Source organism: Chitiniphilus purpureus (genome assembly GCF_025642115.1).
Taxonomy (GTDB): domain Bacteria; phylum Pseudomonadota; class Gammaproteobacteria; order Burkholderiales; family Chitinibacteraceae; genus Chitiniphilus; species Chitiniphilus purpureus.
Window position 1 is genome coordinate 3,734,793 of record NZ_CP106753.1, and the last position, 17,214, is coordinate 3,752,006.

A 17,214-nucleotide genomic window follows, 5' to 3' on the forward strand; every position below is an offset into this window, starting at 1 on the left:
GCCAGGGAAAGTTGCAGCAGGCTTGATCCCGCTCCAGGACCGGTGTTTTCGTTCAGCGCAAAAGCGGGCACTGCGGCACGGCAGGCGGCAGGCCGCCGCCGTCGCGGATGCCGCTGGAGGGGATCGCTGCATTAACGCCGCCGCAGCGGGGCAAGCCACAGCAGCGGCAGGAAGCCAAGGCCATAGGCGGCCAGCGCGGCGATGGACTGCAGCGGCGGGTCGACCTGCGCACCCAGCGCAGCCCAGCCCAGATTGGCAAGGTGGAACGGCGGCAGCAGCGGCGCCAGGTCCCGCATCCACTCCGGCAATTGCTGCAACGGCATGAACAGGCCGGAGGCGAACGACAGTGGCAGAAACACCAGGTTGATCAGCGTGATCGCCGCTTCGCCACGCATCCGGAAACCGATGGCGAGCCCCAGCAGCACGAAGGGTGCCATGCCACCGATCATGGCGACATACAGCTGCAACCAGCCCGTCGGCGACACCGGCACCCCGCACAGACGGGCAAAGCCATATAGCAGCGCGAGCGAGATCGTCACCTGGCACACACCCAGCAGCAGCTTGGCCGACAGCCACACCGGGATCGGCAGCGGCGAGCGCTGCAAGAGGCACAACCAGCCACGGGCGCGCTCGAAGGCGATCGACCCACCGACGGCGAACAGCGCCGTGGTCATGGTGATGTAGGCGGAGATCGCTGCCAGCATCGCACCGGCCCCATCCAGCCCGAGCACAGCCCTGCCGTGCAGCGGCAGGCCGATGCAGGCATAGAGCACGATGGGCACGACAAAGGTGGGGATAGTGAAGCTGGGCAGGCGCAACAGCTGCATGCATTCGCAGTACAGCAGTTGGGCAAGGAGCGGCAACGGGTGGGGCAGGCTCATGACCATGCCTTGGGGGTCAACGCGCGTACCGCTTCATCCAGCCCCACTCCCGACACCTCAAGCGCCTGGATCGGCCAGCCGGCGCGGAACACCTGTGACAACGCACCCTCGGCGTCCCGGGTCAGCAGCTCCACCTGCCGCCCCTGCCAGCGCAGCGTCCCCCACCGCGCCAGCACGGTGATGTCAGCCACCTCGGCCCCCAACCCGAAGCGCACCCGCTTGCCCGGTATGCGGGCCTTGATGTCGGCCGGGGCGGCGTCGGCCAGTGCCCGCCCGCCGTGGATCACCACCACGCGGTCGGCCAGCCGGGCGGCCTCATCCAGATCGTGCGTGGTCAGCAGCACCGTCTTGCCGCGGCCCTGCAGGTTCCGGATTGCCTGCCACAGCCGTTCGCGGTTCTCGGCATCCACCGCCACCGTCGGCTCGTCCAGGAACAGGAGCTCCGGATCGCCCGCCAAAGCCAGCGCGAAAAACAGGCGTTGGCGCTGCCCGGCCGACAGCGTATGCACCGGCCGGTCGGCCTGGGTGTCGAGCTGCACCGTCTTGAGCAGCCCGGCCAGCGGCAGCGGTCGGGCGTAGCACCGTCGGAACAGCTCGATCACTTCATGCACCTGCAGCAACTCGGGCAGGCCGGCCTGCTGCAGCATCACGCCGATCCGGGCACGTGCCGCCCTGGCGCCCGCCGGCAAGCCCAGCAGGCGGACCTGGCCGCGATCAGGGCGCAACAGCCCTTGCAGCAGCGACAATGTGGTGGTCTTGCCCGCACCGGCGGCCCCGAGCAGGGCCACGGTCTCGCCATGGCGCACCGTGAGATCGAGTCCCTGCAGCACCGGCACGCCGCCCCGGGTCTTGTCCACGCCTTCGAGTTGTGCCGCTGCTGCGGTCGGCATGCTCATGCTCGATCCACCGTCTACGGGATCGCGCACGGCCGCCCCGCGGTCGCAGCAAGCCCAGGTCCTGGGGAAATCCTATCTGCATCCCGTGGCGCAACAGGCGTAGCCGGGCCGTGCCTGCGGCGAAGCGCGTCATGAGGCGATGACTTGCCGGCGTCGGGGTGCGAACGGTATGGATTCAGGGTCGGCACCGGCCGCTGCGGGGCCGACGGCCCCGCGCATGCCTACTTGGACGACGGGCGCCGCGAACGGGTGCCGGCGCCGTTGCCGGTATTGGCCAGCGGCCCGGGCGTGCCCTTGCCGACATCGCCCTTGCCGCTGCCCGGGACAGCCCCGTCGGCCTTGGTGCCGCTGTTTGCGTTGTCCAGCGCCGCGGCGATCTCGCGGCTGGCCAGGCTCGGCGTGGCCGGAGGCACGACATCGGATACGGCCACCGGCACCGTGGTCGTCGTGCCTTCGATTGGGACCGGCAGTTTGGCGGCTGCCTGTGCAGCGATGCCCGCCCCCGCCGATGCAGCGGCCGCCACCGGCTGCGCCGATTGCGTGACCGCGGCGGCCGCAGTCTCCAGCGGCTCTGACGCGCTGTGCCAGCCTTGGGCGATGGTATCGAACGTCGCGGTCTGCACTTCGCAGTAGAAATCGAGCGTATGCGACCATTGCTGTACCGCCCAGCGTTGCCATTCCGGCCAGACCGCCAGCGGAGAGATCGCCTCGTGCAGCGCCGGACCAGGGCCATAGGCACCGACCTGCGCTGTATCGGCCCCTGCCGGGGCGATGCGCGATTGCGCCTCCCACCAGCGCTGCGCCGCCTCGAACAGGCGCTGTTGCCAGGCCAGGGTCAGTTGCATGGGCTGCAAGGCGGCCGTGAGCGATTGTGAATACATGGACATAGTTGCGTTCCTCCGGTTGCTTGCCCGTTATGGCAATCGGTGCAGGCATGTTCAAGCACAATTGTTGCGCTGCAACGAAAATTGGGGGTGGCGAACAGGCTGAACGGCGGCAAAGTGCCGCCAGGCTTCGCGACCGACGGCTGCCACCCTGGCCGGCCGGAGCACCTTGCCGCCCGCGTGATACACTTGCCGGTTCGCTTCACACGCCCCGTTGCTTGCCATGACCCGCGCCGACATCCTCAAAGGCCTGCTCGATCAACGCATCCTGATGCTGGACGGCGGCATGGGCACGATGATCCAGCAGTACCGGCTGACCGAGGAACAATACCGCGGCGAGCGCTTCAAGGATTGGCACGTCGATCTGAAGGGCAACAACGATCTCCTGGTGCTGACGCGGCCCCAGGTGATCAGCGAGATCCACCAGCAGTACCTCGATGCCGGCGCCGACATCATCGAGACCAACAGCTTCAACGCCACGCGGATGGCGATGGCCGACTACGAGATGGAAGGCCTGGTGTGGGAGATCAACCACGCTGCCGCCCGCCTGGTGAAGGACCTGTGCGTGGCCGAGACCGCCAGGAACCCGGCCAAGCCGCGCTTCTGCGCCGGCATCCTCGGCCCCACCAGCCGCACTGCGTCGATCAGCCCGGACGTGAACGATCCGGGCTATCGCAATGTCACCTTCGACGAGCTGGTGGAGGCGTATCTCGAATCGATCGACGGCCTGGTGGCCGGCGGCGCCGACATCCTGATGGTCGAGACCATCTTCGATACGCTGAACGCCAAGGCCGCGGTGTTCGCGATCAAGAAATACTTTGCCGACCGCCCCGACATCGAAGCGCTGCCGGTGATGATCTCCGGCACCATCACCGATCAATCGGGCCGCACGCTCACCGGCCAGACCACCGAGGCGTTCTACAACTCGCTGCACCATGCCGACGCGATCTCGTTCGGCCTCAATTGCGCGCTGGGCCCGGACCTGCTGCGCCCATATGTGGAGGAGATGAGCCGCATCTCCGACACCTTCGTCTCGGTGCATGCCAACGCCGGCCTGCCCAACCCGCTGGCACCCACCGGCTACGACCTCTCGCCCGAGGACATGGCGGTGCAGGTGCAGGAATGGGCGGCATCCGGCCTCGTCAACATCATCGGCGGCTGCTGCGGCACCACGCCGGCACACATCAAGGCGATCTACGACGCGGTGAAGGATCTGCCGCCGCGCCGCATCCCCGAGATCGAACCCAAGTGCCGGCTTTCGGGCCTTGAGCCGTTCAACATCGGCGACAGCGACCTTTTCGTGAACGTGGGCGAGCGCACCAACGTCACCGGCTCCAAGGCATTCGCACGGCTGATCCTCGCTGGCGACTACCCGGCCGCGCTGGACGTGGCACGCCAGCAGGTGGAAAACGGCGCACAGATCATCGACATCAACATGGACGAGGGCATGCTCGATGCCCACAAGGCCATGGTCACCTTCTTGAACCTGATCGCTGCCGAGCCGGACATTTCGCGCGTACCCATCATGATCGATTCGTCCAAATGGGATGTGATCGAGGCCGGCCTCAAGTGTGTGCAGGGCAAGTGCGTGGTCAACTCGATCTCGATGAAGGAAGGGGTCGAAGCCTTCAAGCATCACGCGCGCCTCTTGAAGATGTACGGCGCCGCGGTGATCGTGATGGCGTTCGACGAGGTCGGCCAAGCCGATACCTACGCCCGCAAGGTCGAGATCTGCGGGAAGAGCTACCGCATCCTGGTCGACGAGGTCGGCTTCGATCCGGCCGACATCATCTTCGACCCCAACATCTTCGCGGTGGCCACCGGCATCGAGGAGCACGCGCGCTACGGCCTCGACTTCATCGAGGCCACCGGCTGGATCAAGCGCAACCTGCCGCACGCCAAGATCTCGGGCGGCGTCTCCAACGTGTCGTTCTCGTTCCGCGGCAACAACAAGGTGCGCGAGGCCATCCACGCGGTATTCCTCTACCACGCCATCAAGAACGGCATGACGATGGGCATCGTCAACGCCGGCGCGCTGGAGAACTACGACGAGGTGCCGGCCAACCTGCGCGACGCCATCGAGCGCGTGGTGTTGATGCGCCCGCTCCCGGGGGAGGGTCGGGGTGAGGGTGAAAGCAGCCCTGCGGATGCGATGATGGACACCGAGGCGCTGATCGCGCTGGCCGAATCGTTCCGCGGCGACGCCGCGCAGAAGAGTGTCGAAGACCTGGCCTGGCGCGAATGGCCGCTGCAGGAACGCATCACCCATTCGCTGGTGAAGGGCATCACCACCTATATCGTCGAGGATACCGAGGCAGCGCGACTCAGCGTCGAGCGCCCCATCCATGTGATCGAAGGCCATCTGATGACCGGCATGAACGTGGTCGGCGACCTGTTCGGCGCCGGCAAGATGTTCCTGCCGCAGGTGGTGAAATCCGCCCGCGTGATGAAGGCGGCGGTGGCACACCTGGAGCCGTTCATCGAGGCAGAGAAGATCGCCATGGGCCTGGCGGATGCGCCGGCCAAGGGCAAGATCGTGATGGCGACGGTGAAGGGCGATGTGCACGACATCGGCAAGAACATCGTCGGCGTGGTCCTGCGCTGCAACAACTACCAAGTGTTCGACCTGGGCGTGATGGTGGGATGCCAGACCATCCTCGACAAGGCGATCGAGGTGAAGGCCGACATCATTGGTCTCTCTGGGCTGATCACCCCGTCGCTGGAGGAAATGGCGCACGTGGCCAAGGAAATGCAGCGGCTGGGCTTCGATCTGCCGCTGCTGATCGGCGGCGCGACCACCTCCAAGGTGCATACCGCGGTGAAGATCGAGCCGGGCTACCGGAACGGCCAGGTGATCTACGTGCCCGATGCCAGCCGCGCCGTGGGCGTGTGCTCCAGCCTGCTGTCCGATCAGCTTAAGCCCGAGTTCGTCGCCAAGGTGAAGGCCGAGTACGACAACATCCGCACCATCCACGCCAATAAGGACCGTACCCGGTTCCTGAGCCTGCAGGCTGCGCGCGACAACGGCTTCAAGTTCGACTGGGCGAGCTACACGCCGCCGGCGCCAAAGCAGCTTGGCGTGCTGCGCTTCGAAAACGTGCCGCTGGAAGCAATCGAGCCCTATATCGACTGGAGCCCGTTCTTCAACGCGTGGGAGCTGTTCGGCAAGTATCCGAAGATCCTGCAGGACGAGGTGGTCGGCGAATCGGCGCGCGCGCTGTTTGCCGATGCCCGGGCCATGCTGAAGGACCTGGTCGCTGGACGCTGGATCTGCGCCAACGGCGTGATCGGCCTGTTCCCGGCCAACAGCATCAACGAGGACATCGAGATCTACGACCCGGCAAGCGGCCAGGTGCTGATGACCTGGCACACGCTGCGCCAGCAGAATGTGAAGGCCGCCGGCAAGCCCAACTGGTGCCTGGCCGACTTCATCGCACCGAAGGCATCGGGCAAGCAGGACTATATCGGCGCCTTCGCCGTGACCGGCGGCATCGGCATCGATCCGCACGTGAAGGCGTTCGAGGATGCCAACGACGACTACAGCGCCATCATGGTCAAGGCGCTGGCCGACCGTTTCGCCGAAGGCTTTGCCGAGTACATGCACGAGCAGGTGCGCAAGGAATTGTGGGGCTACGCAGCCGACGAAGCACTCAGCGTGGACGAGCTCACCGACGAGCAATACGTCGGCATCCGCCCCGCCCCCGGCTACCCGGCCTGCCCGGACCACACCACCAAGACCGATCTCTTCCGCGTGCTGGACGCCCCCGCCATCGGCATGACGCTGACCGAAGGCTACGCCATGCTGCCGACGGCAGCGGTGTCGGGCTTCTACTTCAGCCACCCGCGGTCGCAGTACTTCGCCGTCGGCAAGCTGGCAAAGGATCAGGTCGAGGACTACGCCCGCCGCCGCGGCGTGAGCCTGGCGCAGGCCGAGCGCGATCTGGCACCCAACCTGGGGTACGCGGCGTAATCCCCGGCCCCACGGTGGGCCACTATGCCGCCGAAGGCGGCACCAGCTTAGGCAGCAACCAATCAGCAGCCCGGCGCCACACAGCGGGCGGCGGGATGGCCTTGCCTGCGGGCAGCCCGTGCGCAGCAGTGCCCCGGAACATGTGCCAGGCACGGCACAACGCCGTCATTTATGCCAAACGGGTGGAAATGGACAGGGAACAAATCACGCTGCCTGGCGAATGCCGGTTGCTGCACATGCACTAGCCTTGTGGAGGGCGACAAGTGCGGCGGGGCACATATGGACAGGCATAGCGGAATCCTTACTCTGATCACAGCGTCGGGCCTTGGCGCCCTCATGCTTGCCGGGGCCGTGCATGCCGCCCCCGACCCAGAACCCATCCAGCCCATACCACCGGCAAAGCCCGGCAATCGGGCGGTGATCGAATTGGGAAAGAAGCTGTATTTCGATCCACGCTTGTCCAAATCCGGCTTCATCTCCTGCAACAGCTGCCACAACCTCAGCCTGGGCGGCACCGACAACCTGAAGACGTCGGTCGGGCATCAGTGGCAGCGAGGGCCGATCAATGCACCGACCGTGCTGAATTCGAGCATGAATCTGGCCCAATTCTGGGATGGCCGGGCCAAGGACCTGAACGAGCAGGCGGGCGGCCCCATCGCCAACCCGGCCGAAATGGCGTTCAGCCATCCATTGGCGGTGGACGTGCTGACGTCCATCCCCCAATACCGGGCCGAATTCAAAAAAGCATTCGGTACGAACAGGATCGATATCGGGCAGGTGACGAAAGCCATTGCCGCGTTCGAAGAAACGCTGGTCACCCCGAACTCGAAATTCGACCGGTGGCTCAAGGGCGATGGCAAGGCGCTCAACAAGACGGAGCTGTCCGGCTACCACCTCTTCAAGGCGAGCGGCTGCGTTGCCTGTCACAACGGCCCGGCGGTAGGCGGCAATTCATTCCAGCGCATGGGGATCGTCGAGCCCTACCCGGCCAAAAGCCCGGCAACAGGCCGCATGGCGGTCACGGGCAAGGACGCCGACCGCTTCAATTTCAAAGTGCCCACGCTGCGCAATGTCGAATTGACCTACCCGTACTTCCACGATGGCGAGGCCGCGACGCTGGAGCAGGCCATCGATGTGATGGGGCGGTTGCAGCTGGGCAAGAAGTTCACCAAGACGGAAGTCATGCAGATTGCGGCCTTTCTCAAGACCCTGACCGGCGATCAGCCCCGGATTGAACTGCCGATCCTGCCGCCCTCCTCCAACGAGACCCCGCGCCCCATCCCATTCGACGACTGAACACCGACGCCGGGCAAGACCGGTGCAACCAGCCCTGGCGCATTGCTGCGAAGCGCCAGGGCGCTGCTGTGTTGCAGTTGCGCTGCGCATCCCACTGCGTCTGAGGGGCGGTGTGCAGGCCCGCCGGATCAAAGCGCCAGGCTGGCGAGCCCATCGCGGTAATAGGCCCGGTCGGCGGCCGACAGCTCCGGCAGCAGTGCCAGCAGCCGTTCCCGGCGCGCGACGGCGGCAGGCACGCCGCTGCCATGCCATAGCGCCTCGAACAACAGCCCGCACAGCTGGGTGGCGGGATAGCGGCGCTGGCCGCTGTCGTGCTCGTACAGCAGCGCCTCGGCCACGGCCCGCCAGCCACCCGGCCGGTTGAATTGCGCAAGGGCGTCGGCGAACGGGTCGGCCCAGGCGGCAAGCTGCGCCGGCGTGCATGGCGCTACGGCGGCACCACGTGCGATGCGCATCAGGAACAACGCATTCCACACCGAGGGCTGACGGTTGCCCGCCTGCTGGCACAGCCATTCGCTGTACGCAATCCACCGAACCGCCTGCGCCGCCGCGTCCGGTAGCGGCCGCAGCCCGGCAGCGTGGAACAACCATAGTGCCATCCCATGATTGGCCGCCGCCTGCTGCGTGGCCTCGACCTGTCCTTGCGCCTGCGCAATCGCCAGCGCGTGGCCGAAGTGCGCCAGCGCCTCAGCGGCCAGGGCGGCTGCCGCATGCGCCTGTGGCGCCGCGAGGGCAGTCGAACGCAGCGTCAACGCCCACAGGTTGTGCCATTCGAAGCCGATCTGCGGATGGTGGGCGAGCAGGGCCGTATGGCCGGTCTGCATGGTCGCGAGCAGGTTGCGCGCCCGATCAAGCTCACGCCTGTCGTAGGCGCACCAGGCCAGCAGCAGTTGCTGCATCGCCACCGGCTCGGCCGCTGCAACCAGACCTGCGCCGCGACGCAGCCGCTGCAGCCGCCGCACACACGCCAGCGCCTGGCGGCTGTCACCCAGGCGGCGCCACACCCAGGCCTCGGTCAACAGCCGTTGCGCCTCCAGCTGCGGCGTGTGGGCATGGCAGGCGGCCGCCTTGAGCGCGGAGAGCGCGCTGCCGGCGCCGGTGGCCGAGACCAGCGCACCGTGCCGCAGCGCCTGCTGCGCGCTGGCCATCTGCTGCCAGAACGGCAATGCCGCCGGATCCGGCAACGTCTGCAGGGCAGGCCCGGTACCGGCCCCTTGACCGAGGAAGGCGGCGATGTCGGCGGCGGTGGCGGGCTGGCCCGTCACCTGCAGCACCGGCATGTCACCCGCAGCCAGCCAGAACGGCCCCTGGCTGCGCCGCTCCACATTCAGGAAACGCGGATCGCGCGCGGCGTCGTCCCCCCAGCCTGCCGACACCCCCCAGGCTGCGAAGTCGCGGAACGCCCGGCTGATCACCATGCGCAGCGTCTTGGCCTCGCTGATCGCGCCACTCAGTTCCGCCACCGCCACACGGGGCTCGCCGGCCTGTGCCGCCTGCACCAGCCGCACCAGCAGCCAAAGCGATTGGAACGGCGCACGTCGGCCATCCACAGTCTGCGGCGTGGTCAGCTCCACCACCGGCCCCTGTGACAGCGGGGACGGCGGATGCACTGCGCCGCCGTCCAGGCGCCGCATAGCATGGTCGTCGTGGCGTGCCGCCGGTGCGCGTTCCGGGAGATCTGTCATGCGTCTGTCCATCCGTCCATTGTCTCTGCTTGCGCGGGCCGCCATGGTGCTGGCGCTGTCACCGCTGTCACACGCAACCGGGCTCATCGAGCGCCCCGGCTGGGGTGCCCTGTTCGAACGGCACGGCCTGCACGGCACCTTTGTGCTGTACGACGTGGCTGCCGAGCGTACCTACGTCTGGAACGCCGGGCGCGCCCGTACCCGCTATACGCCCGCCTCCACCTACAAGATCCCCAACAGCCTGATCGCGCTGGAGACCGGTGCGGTAAAGGATCTGGACGAAGTCATCCCCTATGGCGGCGGCCCCACCTTCCTGCCGCAGTGGGCGCACGATATGGCGTTGCCCGAGGCGATCCGTGTCTCCAACGTGCCGGTCTACCAGCAGGTGGCACGCCGCATCGGCCATGCCCGGATGAACTTCTGGGTACAGCGGCTGGGCTACGGCAACCAGCGCATCGGCCACGTGATCGACCAGTTCTGGCTGCAAGGGCCGTTGGCGATCTCCGCGCTGGAGCAGACCCGCTTCCTCGCCCGGCTGGCGCAGGGGCACCTGCCGCTGTCGGTGCGCAGCCAGGCGCTGGTGCAGCAGATCACGGTGCAGGAAAGCAATCCCGGGTATACGCTGCACGCCAAGACCGGCTGGGCCACCGACCGGCAGCCCCATCTGGGTTGGTGGGTCGGCTGGGTGCTGCGGGGCGGCAAGGTCTACAGCTTTGCACTCAACGTCGACCTTGTGAACGAGACCGATGGCGCACAACGGATACCGCTGGGCAGGGCGTTGCTGCAGGATGCGGGGGTGATACCGCACCCGCCGGCGGCGTATACGGCCCTTCACCGCTGCACCTGCGGGCCGCAGCCCCGCGCCAGGGCAGCAAGGCGCACACCGTACAACGCCAGCACCAGCAACAGGCCGCTCCACAGCAGCAGGGTCTTGGCGCTGGTGAGCCAGCCACACAGCGCGGCCCAGCCGTCGTACCGGGCCGGCAAGCAGGCCATCAGCGTCACGATCAGGCCGTCTTCCAGCAGGTTGAGCACGGCCGCTGCCAGCGGCAGCAGGCCCAGGCGCACCCGCCATGCCGGCGTCACCCGCGCCAGGCCGGCCGCGTGGCTCAAGGCGGCCCCCAGCATCAGGACATAGAGCGGGATCAGCACCAGCAGGTCCAGCAGCAGGATCTGCCGGTAGATCCGCCAGGCCGCAGCGTTGTACGCGGTCAGGTGGGCATAGGCGGTGGCGGCGTCGTAATGGGGCAGCACATTCAGGAGGGTCTTGCCACCACTCGCCTGCTGCAGTGCCGGGATCGAGAACGGCAGCAACGGCGAGTTGACCAGCCAGAGCGCCGCGGCGAACGCGAGCACCAGGGCGATCAGGCGGCGGGGCGTGGCAAGACGCTGGAACAGCGGGGCGGACATGGCAGTCTCCGAAGGCACGAAGCCCGCAGCGTGCACTCTGCCCCGTGCGGGAGAGTCAAGCGTTGTCCGCGTCGCCTTGCAGTCGGCGCTTCAGCTGCCGCAGTTGCGCCATCCGCTGCTGCACCGCCGCGACCTCGGCCTGCAGTGCATCGAGCTTCTGCTCGATCAGCGCGTACACCCGCGTGCAATGTCCAGGGCCGAAGGCGTTCTGCAGCAAGGGGCGCAGGCTCTCCAGGCTGAAACCGTGCGCCCTGGCCTCACGGATCAGCGTGATGCGCGCGATGGCGTCCGCATCGTAGACACGGTAGCGGCCGCGCCGCGGCGCGGGCGGGATCAGACCCGCCGCCTCGTAGAACCGGATCGCCTTCACCGTCACGCCTGCCGCCCTGGCTGCGGCACCGATCAACAATGTCTCGGGCATCGCCTTCCCCTTGCCTATGCTCGCACCACGGGTCCGGGTGCATCTGCTTCCCATCATGCCGCGCCATTGCCACGGCAAGGACCGGAGCCTGCGCAAGGCGCACACGACGACCCCGGTCAGCCGGACATCATAGCCAACCGCAAGCTGGGTGTCAGCGGATGCTGGATGCCGGTGCAGCGGCACTGGATATCACCGCCCTGGCCTGCCCACGGCGGGGCATTGCTTTCCGGCAGCGATTTTCGTGCGGCGATCGTCTTGCAGATGCCGCAGGGACACGATGACCACGCCGGAGTGACGACTTGGCCGATGCCCTTTGCCACACCACGGCCCGGGGTGCAGGCCCGCCCCGGGGCTGGGCGCGTTCGTGGCATCCGCGCCGCAGGCGCGGTTCAACCCGCCTTCAGCCGCCCCGGTGCTCGGCAGCAGCAAGGGGCTGCACGCACTCGACCGCCCGCCGCGTCTGGTGGTGAGGCAGGCCGCCTGCAGCATCCAACAACCGCCGCGACCGGACAACAAGCCCATCTGGCCGCAGCACCCGCGAAACGCGGTGCGGCCAGCGCATGATGCACTGGACTGCAACCAGGGCAAACACGCCAATCCGGGCGTAGTGCACGCCGGGCCGGCCGCCTAAAGTGGTCAGCATGCCGGGGCCGGTGGCCGTCCGGGACGACTTGGAGGAATACAGGATGGAGACGTCATCACTGGCCGGCTGCTGGGAACTCGTTTCCGGCGAATGCCTGGACAACGGCCACCTGCTGCAGTACGGCGAAGCGCAGCTACGTGCGCGCAAGGTGCTGGCCAATGGTTATTTCAGTTTCGTCACCCATCAGCAGGGTGCATTCTGGGCAGCCGGCAGCGGGCGCTATACCGTCGACGGCCAGCAGTACACCGAGCGGCCGGACCTGGGCACCTTCCCACCCGAGGCGATGCGCGACTATGTGTTCCGGTTCCGGCTGGAAGGCGATCTGTGGCACAACACGCGTTGGGAGGATGGTGTACAGGTCGAATACGAAGTCTGGCGACGGGTGGGATAAGCTGCACCGGCGAGCACCGCATATCGCCTGCATCCGGCAGGTCTTCCCATCGCCCCGGCCCCGCACTTGCCACGGGCGCAGTGATTGAGTACAACACCCACCGCACCAGCGGCGGGCAGCGGGCGCCAGCATGGCGGACCATGCGATGCGCCGCCGCCGGCCCGACGTCCGCCGTTGCGAGAGGGGTGACTTGAACAAGAACGTATGGCGGCGGCTGTGCCGCTGGGCTGTCGGATTCTGGCCGCAGGCCCTGGTCGCGGGCCGGCAGGAGCGGCTGCTCGGCTGTCTTGGCGCCGGGATCGGGCTGATGGTGACCGAATGGGTGGGGCGGCATGCGCTGGGCGCGGCCAGCCCCTGGTTCATCGCGCCGATGGGTGCGTCAGCCGTGCTGCTGTTCGCGGTGCCGGCCAGTCCGCTGGCCCAGCCCTGGTCCATCATCGGCGGCAATGCGATCTCGGCGCTGATCGGGGTGGCCTGTGCCCAGCTGCTGGGCGACGGGGGCCTCGCCGCGGCCGCCGCGGCGGCGCTGGCGATCGGCGTCATGTTCTCGCTGCGCTGTCTGCACCCGCCCGGGGGCGCCGTGGCGCTGACGGCGGTGCTCGGCGGCCCGGGCGTGCATGCGCTGGGCTTCGGCTTCGCGCTCTATCCGGTGCTGGTCAACTCCCTGTCGATGGCGGTGCTGGCCATCGTGTTCAACAATGCGGCCCGCCGCCGTTATCCCCATCATGTGCCGCCGCCGGCCCAGACCCATCGCACCCAGGACCCGCCGCCGACACAGCGTGCCGGCATCACCCGGGCCGACCTGCATGCGGCGCTGGCGCAGGGCGAGCTGCTGGACGTGGACGAGGACGACGTGCAGGACGTGCTGTCGCGCGCCTTCCAGCACGCGTTCGAACGGCGCTACGGCCAGTTGCGCTGTGCCGACTTCATGGCCCGCGACCTGGTCACCGTCGACGCCGACACACCCTGCGCCGAAGCGTACCGGTTGCTGGAGCGGCATCGCATCGCGGCATTGCCGGTGGTGACGGCGACGGGCCGGCTGGAAGGGCTCGTCACCCTGCACGATCTGATCGCCGCACCGCTCGACACCCTGCCGCCGCTGGCGCGCAGCAAAGCGGCAGTCTCACAGGTGATGACCACCGGCGTCATCACCGCACATGAAGAGGACACCATCGCCGCGCTGGTGCCGCTGTTCTCCGACCGGGGTCTGCATCACGTACCGGTGGTGAACGACGAGGGCATCCTCCGCGGCATGATGAGCCAAAGTGATCTGGTCGCAGCCTTGTTCCATACCCGCCTGCGCGCCGTGGCCTAGGCGCCGCGGTTCCCCGGGGCGACGCTCCTGGGATGCAGCACGGCACCTCATCGCCGGCGATGCAGCGGGCCTGGTCCGAGCGCCGCAGTACCGGGCATGACAGGGGCGCGCACCGCAGGCACGGCGCCCTTGTCAACCGCCAGCAGGGCGGCCTATTGCGGACCGCCGCACAACGACACCGCCCTGAGCACGTCCTGCGCAGCGTGCGACGCCGGTGCCACCGGGTGTGGCACTTCCGGTCCGCGGCGCCGCCGGAGTAGCGCTCGCCGTAGCGGCTGGAGATCGCAAGTGCGGGGGCCACCGCGCAGCCCGGAACAGCAGGGGTTCGATGCCACGGTATTCGCGGTCGGACCAGTGGAAATGGCTCTTATCGTGATGCAGACTGTCCGGAGAAATCCCACACGGCCGTTTCCGCGCTGCCCGGCACGCAGACCTGCACTGCAGTGTGCGCCGGCGGAATGCCACAGACCGCACCAGGGCATCCGCATCGGCCCGGGGGCGACACAAAGACCGCGGGCCGGCCGCTAGAAGTTGCCGTAATTCTTCATGCAGCCCATCACATGGTTGTTCGGATTGGACAGGCACAGGTAGAAGTCGCGGGCCCGACCGGAACTGGACTGGCACTCGCCCACCGAAAAGCGGCCGCGAGCCTGGTTGAGCTGGGTGTTGAACCGGTCGTACTGGTCCTTGGCCACATAGCCGTCCTTGTAGTTCTTGCGCCCCACCTCCAGCATCGAATCGATGCCGGACTGCCCATCCTTGACCGCCTGGGTGCAATTGAGCGTGCTGGCCTGCTTGGTCTTCAGCAGTGACTTGCCCAGCGCCTCGGCGAACTCCTGCGTTTCCTTGTTGATGGGCTTGACCGGCGTCGAGCCGGTCATGCCGCTGTTGCTGAAGGTCTTCACCTGCTGGGCATTCTTGTTTTCAGGCGGCTGGTTGCTGTACTGGGTGACGCCATTCTCGTCGACCCATTTGTAGACGGCAGCCTGTGCGGCGCCAGCCAGCAGCGCAAGGCAAAGTACGATCAGACGGTTACGCATGGTTGAACCCGCTTCAGTCGATTGTTCGGTCCGCCGGGCCGGATGGCCCACGCGGTACAGGGTGCGGGCATCGTCCTCGCCCGCCTTGTCGCACGGTTGATCTGCAGTGGGTCACCTCTCCTGGTTGGTGCGCCGCTAGGGTTCCCGCGGCGTCTCGAACAGTCGCAGCATGGCTGGCTGTCCTTGTCTTCGGGCGTACTCGCCCACGGTAAAGCCCTGTCCGCCGTCAACGCCGGTCACGCGCTGTTGCGGATCGGCACCGCGCTGCAGCAGCAGGTTGGCGATGGCGACGTTGTTTTTCGCCACCGCCCAGAACAGCAGGCTGCGGCCCTGCTCGTCCACCTCGTCGATCCGGGCGCCGGACAGGATCAATGCCGCGGCGCTATCGCTGGCGTCGTGCTCGATCGCCAGCCGCAGGGGCGAGCGGCCGGCGGCATTGGGCTGGTCCGGGTCGGCGCCGGCCTTGAGCAGTCGCAGTACGAGGCCGGGCTGCTCATGCCGCGCCGCCAGATGCAGCGGCGTGTTTTCCCAGAGGTCCGCCGGATCGTGGCCGTTCACCGCCAGCCCGGGCAGCAGGCAGTCCAGCTGCGCCTCCCTGCCTTCGCGCACCGCCACCGCCAGCGTCAGCCACGGATCGGCCACCTTGGGGCAGGGTGCGGCGGGCAGCGACGCAGGCCACAGCACGGCACAGGCCACGGCCAGCCGCCACGGAGGAAGGCACAGGAACAGGCGCGGCAGTGGCATGGGGACAGTTGAATACGGGTTTGCAAGCTGACTGCAGGTTAGCAGGTCGTCCCCGGGCGGGATAGGCCGGCGTCATGGCGTGACCGGAACGCAACAGCGCCCCATGCCAGCCCCAGTCCCGGGCCGCCTGCACGGGTCCGCAGCCCACGGCGCCTTGTCTCAGCTTGCGCAAAACACCGCTGAAAATTCCTGAAAAAGCCGTCGCCGGGCAGCCGGCGCTCACGCGCAGCGCCAGCGGGCAGGTCGAGTGCCAGCAAGGCGGGGCAGTGCCTGAAAATCAGGGCCGATGCCGCGGCTCCCCCAAAATCGGCCCATTGCGGGCCGCAGGCGCGCTCCGTTAAACAGGAGGGGCTGTACCCATAACAACCGAATCGAGAGGAGCCCATCCCATGATCCATCGTCGTACCGTATTGCAGTGCGCGCTGCTCGCCTGCATGCTCGCCCCGTTGCCACAGCTGGCCGCCGCCGCGCCCGATGCGCAGTCCGCCAAGCACCATGGCCATGCCAAGCGGGCCGAAGTCGTCGCCTACATCCGCACCTGGGCCATGCCGGACGGGCGCTTCTGGCGGGCCAAGGACATCGATGGCAAGGCCATCACCCAGCTCAATCTGGCCTTCGCCTCGATCCGCCCGGACGGCACGGTGTTCATCCGCGACCTGGAGCCGCAGCCGCCCGGCCCGGACGGGGTGACGCCGCCGGTGTTCAAGACGCTATGGCATGAAGTGGCCAAGCTGCAGCGCAAGCATCCGCACCTGAAGATCAACCTGTCGGTGGGCGGCTGGGGCGCCGAAGGCTTCTCGGACATGGCGATGACCGCAGAGGGGCGTGCCCGCTTCATCGGGAGCCTGCTGGCGCTGGTGGAGCGGCACCAGCTCTCGGGCGTCGGTATCGAATGGCAGTATCCGGTGGGGCCGGACTGGGGGCTGCCGATCAAGACCGACCCCAAGGACCGCGACAACTATCCGCTGCTGCTCGAGGAAACCCGCGCCGCGCTCGACCGGCTCTCGGCCCGCACCGGCCGCAAGTATCAGCTCACCGCCGCCGTGCCGTCCGGCCCGTGGTTCGTGCAGAAGAACGATCTGCAGCGCACGGTGAAGTCGGTGGACTACCTGACGGTGACCGCCTACGGCGCCTATGGCAGCTGGAGTGCCACCACCGGGCACTTCTCCAACCTGTTCCAGCGCACCGACGACCCGGCCTTCGGCGGCTGGAGCGCGGACCAGAGCATGCGTGTCTATCTGGACGCCGGCGTGGCGCCGAACAAGCTCCTGATGGGCGTGCCGTTCTACGGCGCGGCTTGGCGCGAGGTGAACAGCGCGCAGAACGGCCTGTTCCAGCCCTTCGCCGCCGGGGCCGCCAATGCCAGTCCGACCTGGGATGACGTCAAGGCGCAGTTCCTGGACGAGGATGGCTTCGTGCGCCACTGGGATGACACCGCCAAGGTGCCCTGGCTGTACAACGGCGACGTGATGGTCAGCTACGAGGACCCGGAAAGCCTGCGCCACAAGGTGAAATACCTGAAGGAACAGCGCCTGGGCGGCCTGACGGTCTGGGAGTATGCGCACGACCTGAAGGGTGAGCTGCTGGACGAGATCAACGACGCGCTGCGCGACTGACGGGCTGGGCGGCCGGGCGGCC

The 17,214-nt window shown here is 67.5% G+C and carries 12 protein-coding genes and 1 pseudogene; 6 read left to right on the forward strand and 7 right to left on the reverse strand.

Going from position 1 to position 17,214, the window contains the following annotated elements:
- Positions 1–131: 131 nt before the first annotated feature.
- The 3 genes from N8I74_RS17350 to N8I74_RS17360 form a co-directional block, all read right to left on the reverse strand.
- The gene (locus tag N8I74_RS17350; RefSeq protein WP_263124429.1) at positions 132–881 is read right to left on the reverse strand and encodes an ABC transporter permease; all 750 of its coding nucleotides are present in this window, start codon (positions 879–881) and stop codon (positions 132–134) included.
- Entirely contained in the window at positions 878–1,777 is a 900-nt protein-coding gene (locus N8I74_RS17355; protein WP_263124430.1) for an ABC transporter ATP-binding protein, read from the reverse strand. The genes N8I74_RS17350 and N8I74_RS17355 overlap by 4 nt, the downstream gene beginning before the upstream one ends.
- Positions 1,778–1,998: 221 nt before the next feature.
- Complete coding sequence (locus N8I74_RS17360; protein ID WP_263124431.1) at positions 1,999–2,664, reverse strand: hypothetical protein; 666 nt, start codon at positions 2,662–2,664, stop codon at positions 1,999–2,001.
- Positions 2,665–2,884: 220 nt separating this feature from the next.
- On the opposite strand from N8I74_RS17360, the gene metH reads away from it, so the two are divergent.
- Positions 2,885–6,631 carry a methionine synthase gene (gene metH, locus N8I74_RS17365; protein ID WP_263124432.1) on the forward strand — a complete coding sequence of 1,249 codons (3,747 nt, stop codon included), beginning with the start codon at positions 2,885–2,887 and terminating at the stop codon, positions 6,629–6,631.
- 249 nt (positions 6,632–6,880) lie between these two features.
- Positions 6,881–7,927, forward strand: coding sequence for a cytochrome-c peroxidase (locus N8I74_RS17370; protein WP_308445864.1), 1,047 nt, complete (start codon positions 6,881–6,883; stop codon positions 7,925–7,927).
- Positions 7,928–8,055: 128 nt separating this feature from the next.
- Here the strand turns inward: N8I74_RS17370 and N8I74_RS17375 are convergent, their stop codons facing one another.
- Positions 8,056–9,612: a hypothetical protein gene (locus N8I74_RS17375; protein WP_263124433.1), complete on the reverse strand. Its 1,557-nt coding sequence runs from the start codon at positions 9,610–9,612 to the stop codon at positions 8,056–8,058.
- A 10-nt stretch (positions 9,613–9,622) separates the two neighbouring features.
- Here N8I74_RS17375 and blaOXA point away from each other — a divergent pair.
- Positions 9,623–10,417 (forward strand): annotated as a pseudogene (gene blaOXA, locus N8I74_RS17380) (class D beta-lactamase); the annotation flags it as partial.
- A gap of 660 nt (positions 10,418–11,077) precedes the next feature.
- Here blaOXA and N8I74_RS17385 read toward each other — a convergent pair.
- Positions 11,078–11,443 carry a MerR family transcriptional regulator gene (locus N8I74_RS17385; RefSeq protein ID WP_263124437.1) on the reverse strand — a complete coding sequence of 122 codons (366 nt, stop codon included), beginning with the start codon at positions 11,441–11,443 and terminating at the stop codon, positions 11,078–11,080.
- A gap of 686 nt (positions 11,444–12,129) precedes the next feature.
- Between N8I74_RS17385 and N8I74_RS17390 the strand changes: the two genes are divergently transcribed.
- A complete protein-coding gene (locus tag N8I74_RS17390) occupies positions 12,130–12,477 on the forward strand; it encodes a hypothetical protein (protein ID WP_263124438.1) in 348 nt (115 codons plus the stop codon).
- 190 nt (positions 12,478–12,667) lie between these two features.
- Positions 12,668–13,792, forward strand: a complete 1,125-nt coding sequence (locus N8I74_RS17395; protein ID WP_263124439.1) for an HPP family protein — start codon at positions 12,668–12,670, stop codon at positions 13,790–13,792.
- Positions 13,793–14,316: 524 nt separating this feature from the next.
- On the opposite strand, the gene N8I74_RS17400 is transcribed toward N8I74_RS17395, so the two are convergent.
- Together N8I74_RS17400 and N8I74_RS17405 are read right to left on the reverse strand one after the other, a co-directional pair.
- Complete coding sequence (locus tag N8I74_RS17400; protein WP_263124441.1) at positions 14,317–14,832, reverse strand: DUF4124 domain-containing protein; 516 nt, start codon at positions 14,830–14,832, stop codon at positions 14,317–14,319.
- A gap of 135 nt (positions 14,833–14,967) precedes the next feature.
- Positions 14,968–15,576, reverse strand: a complete 609-nt coding sequence (locus N8I74_RS17405) for an ankyrin repeat domain-containing protein (RefSeq protein WP_263124442.1) — start codon at positions 15,574–15,576, stop codon at positions 14,968–14,970.
- A gap of 389 nt (positions 15,577–15,965) precedes the next feature.
- On the opposite strand from N8I74_RS17405, the gene N8I74_RS17410 reads away from it, so the two are divergent.
- Positions 15,966–17,192: a glycoside hydrolase family 18 protein gene (locus N8I74_RS17410; RefSeq protein ID WP_263124443.1), complete on the forward strand. Its 1,227-nt coding sequence runs from the start codon at positions 15,966–15,968 to the stop codon at positions 17,190–17,192.
- The last annotated feature ends 22 nt before the right edge of the window (positions 17,193–17,214 follow it).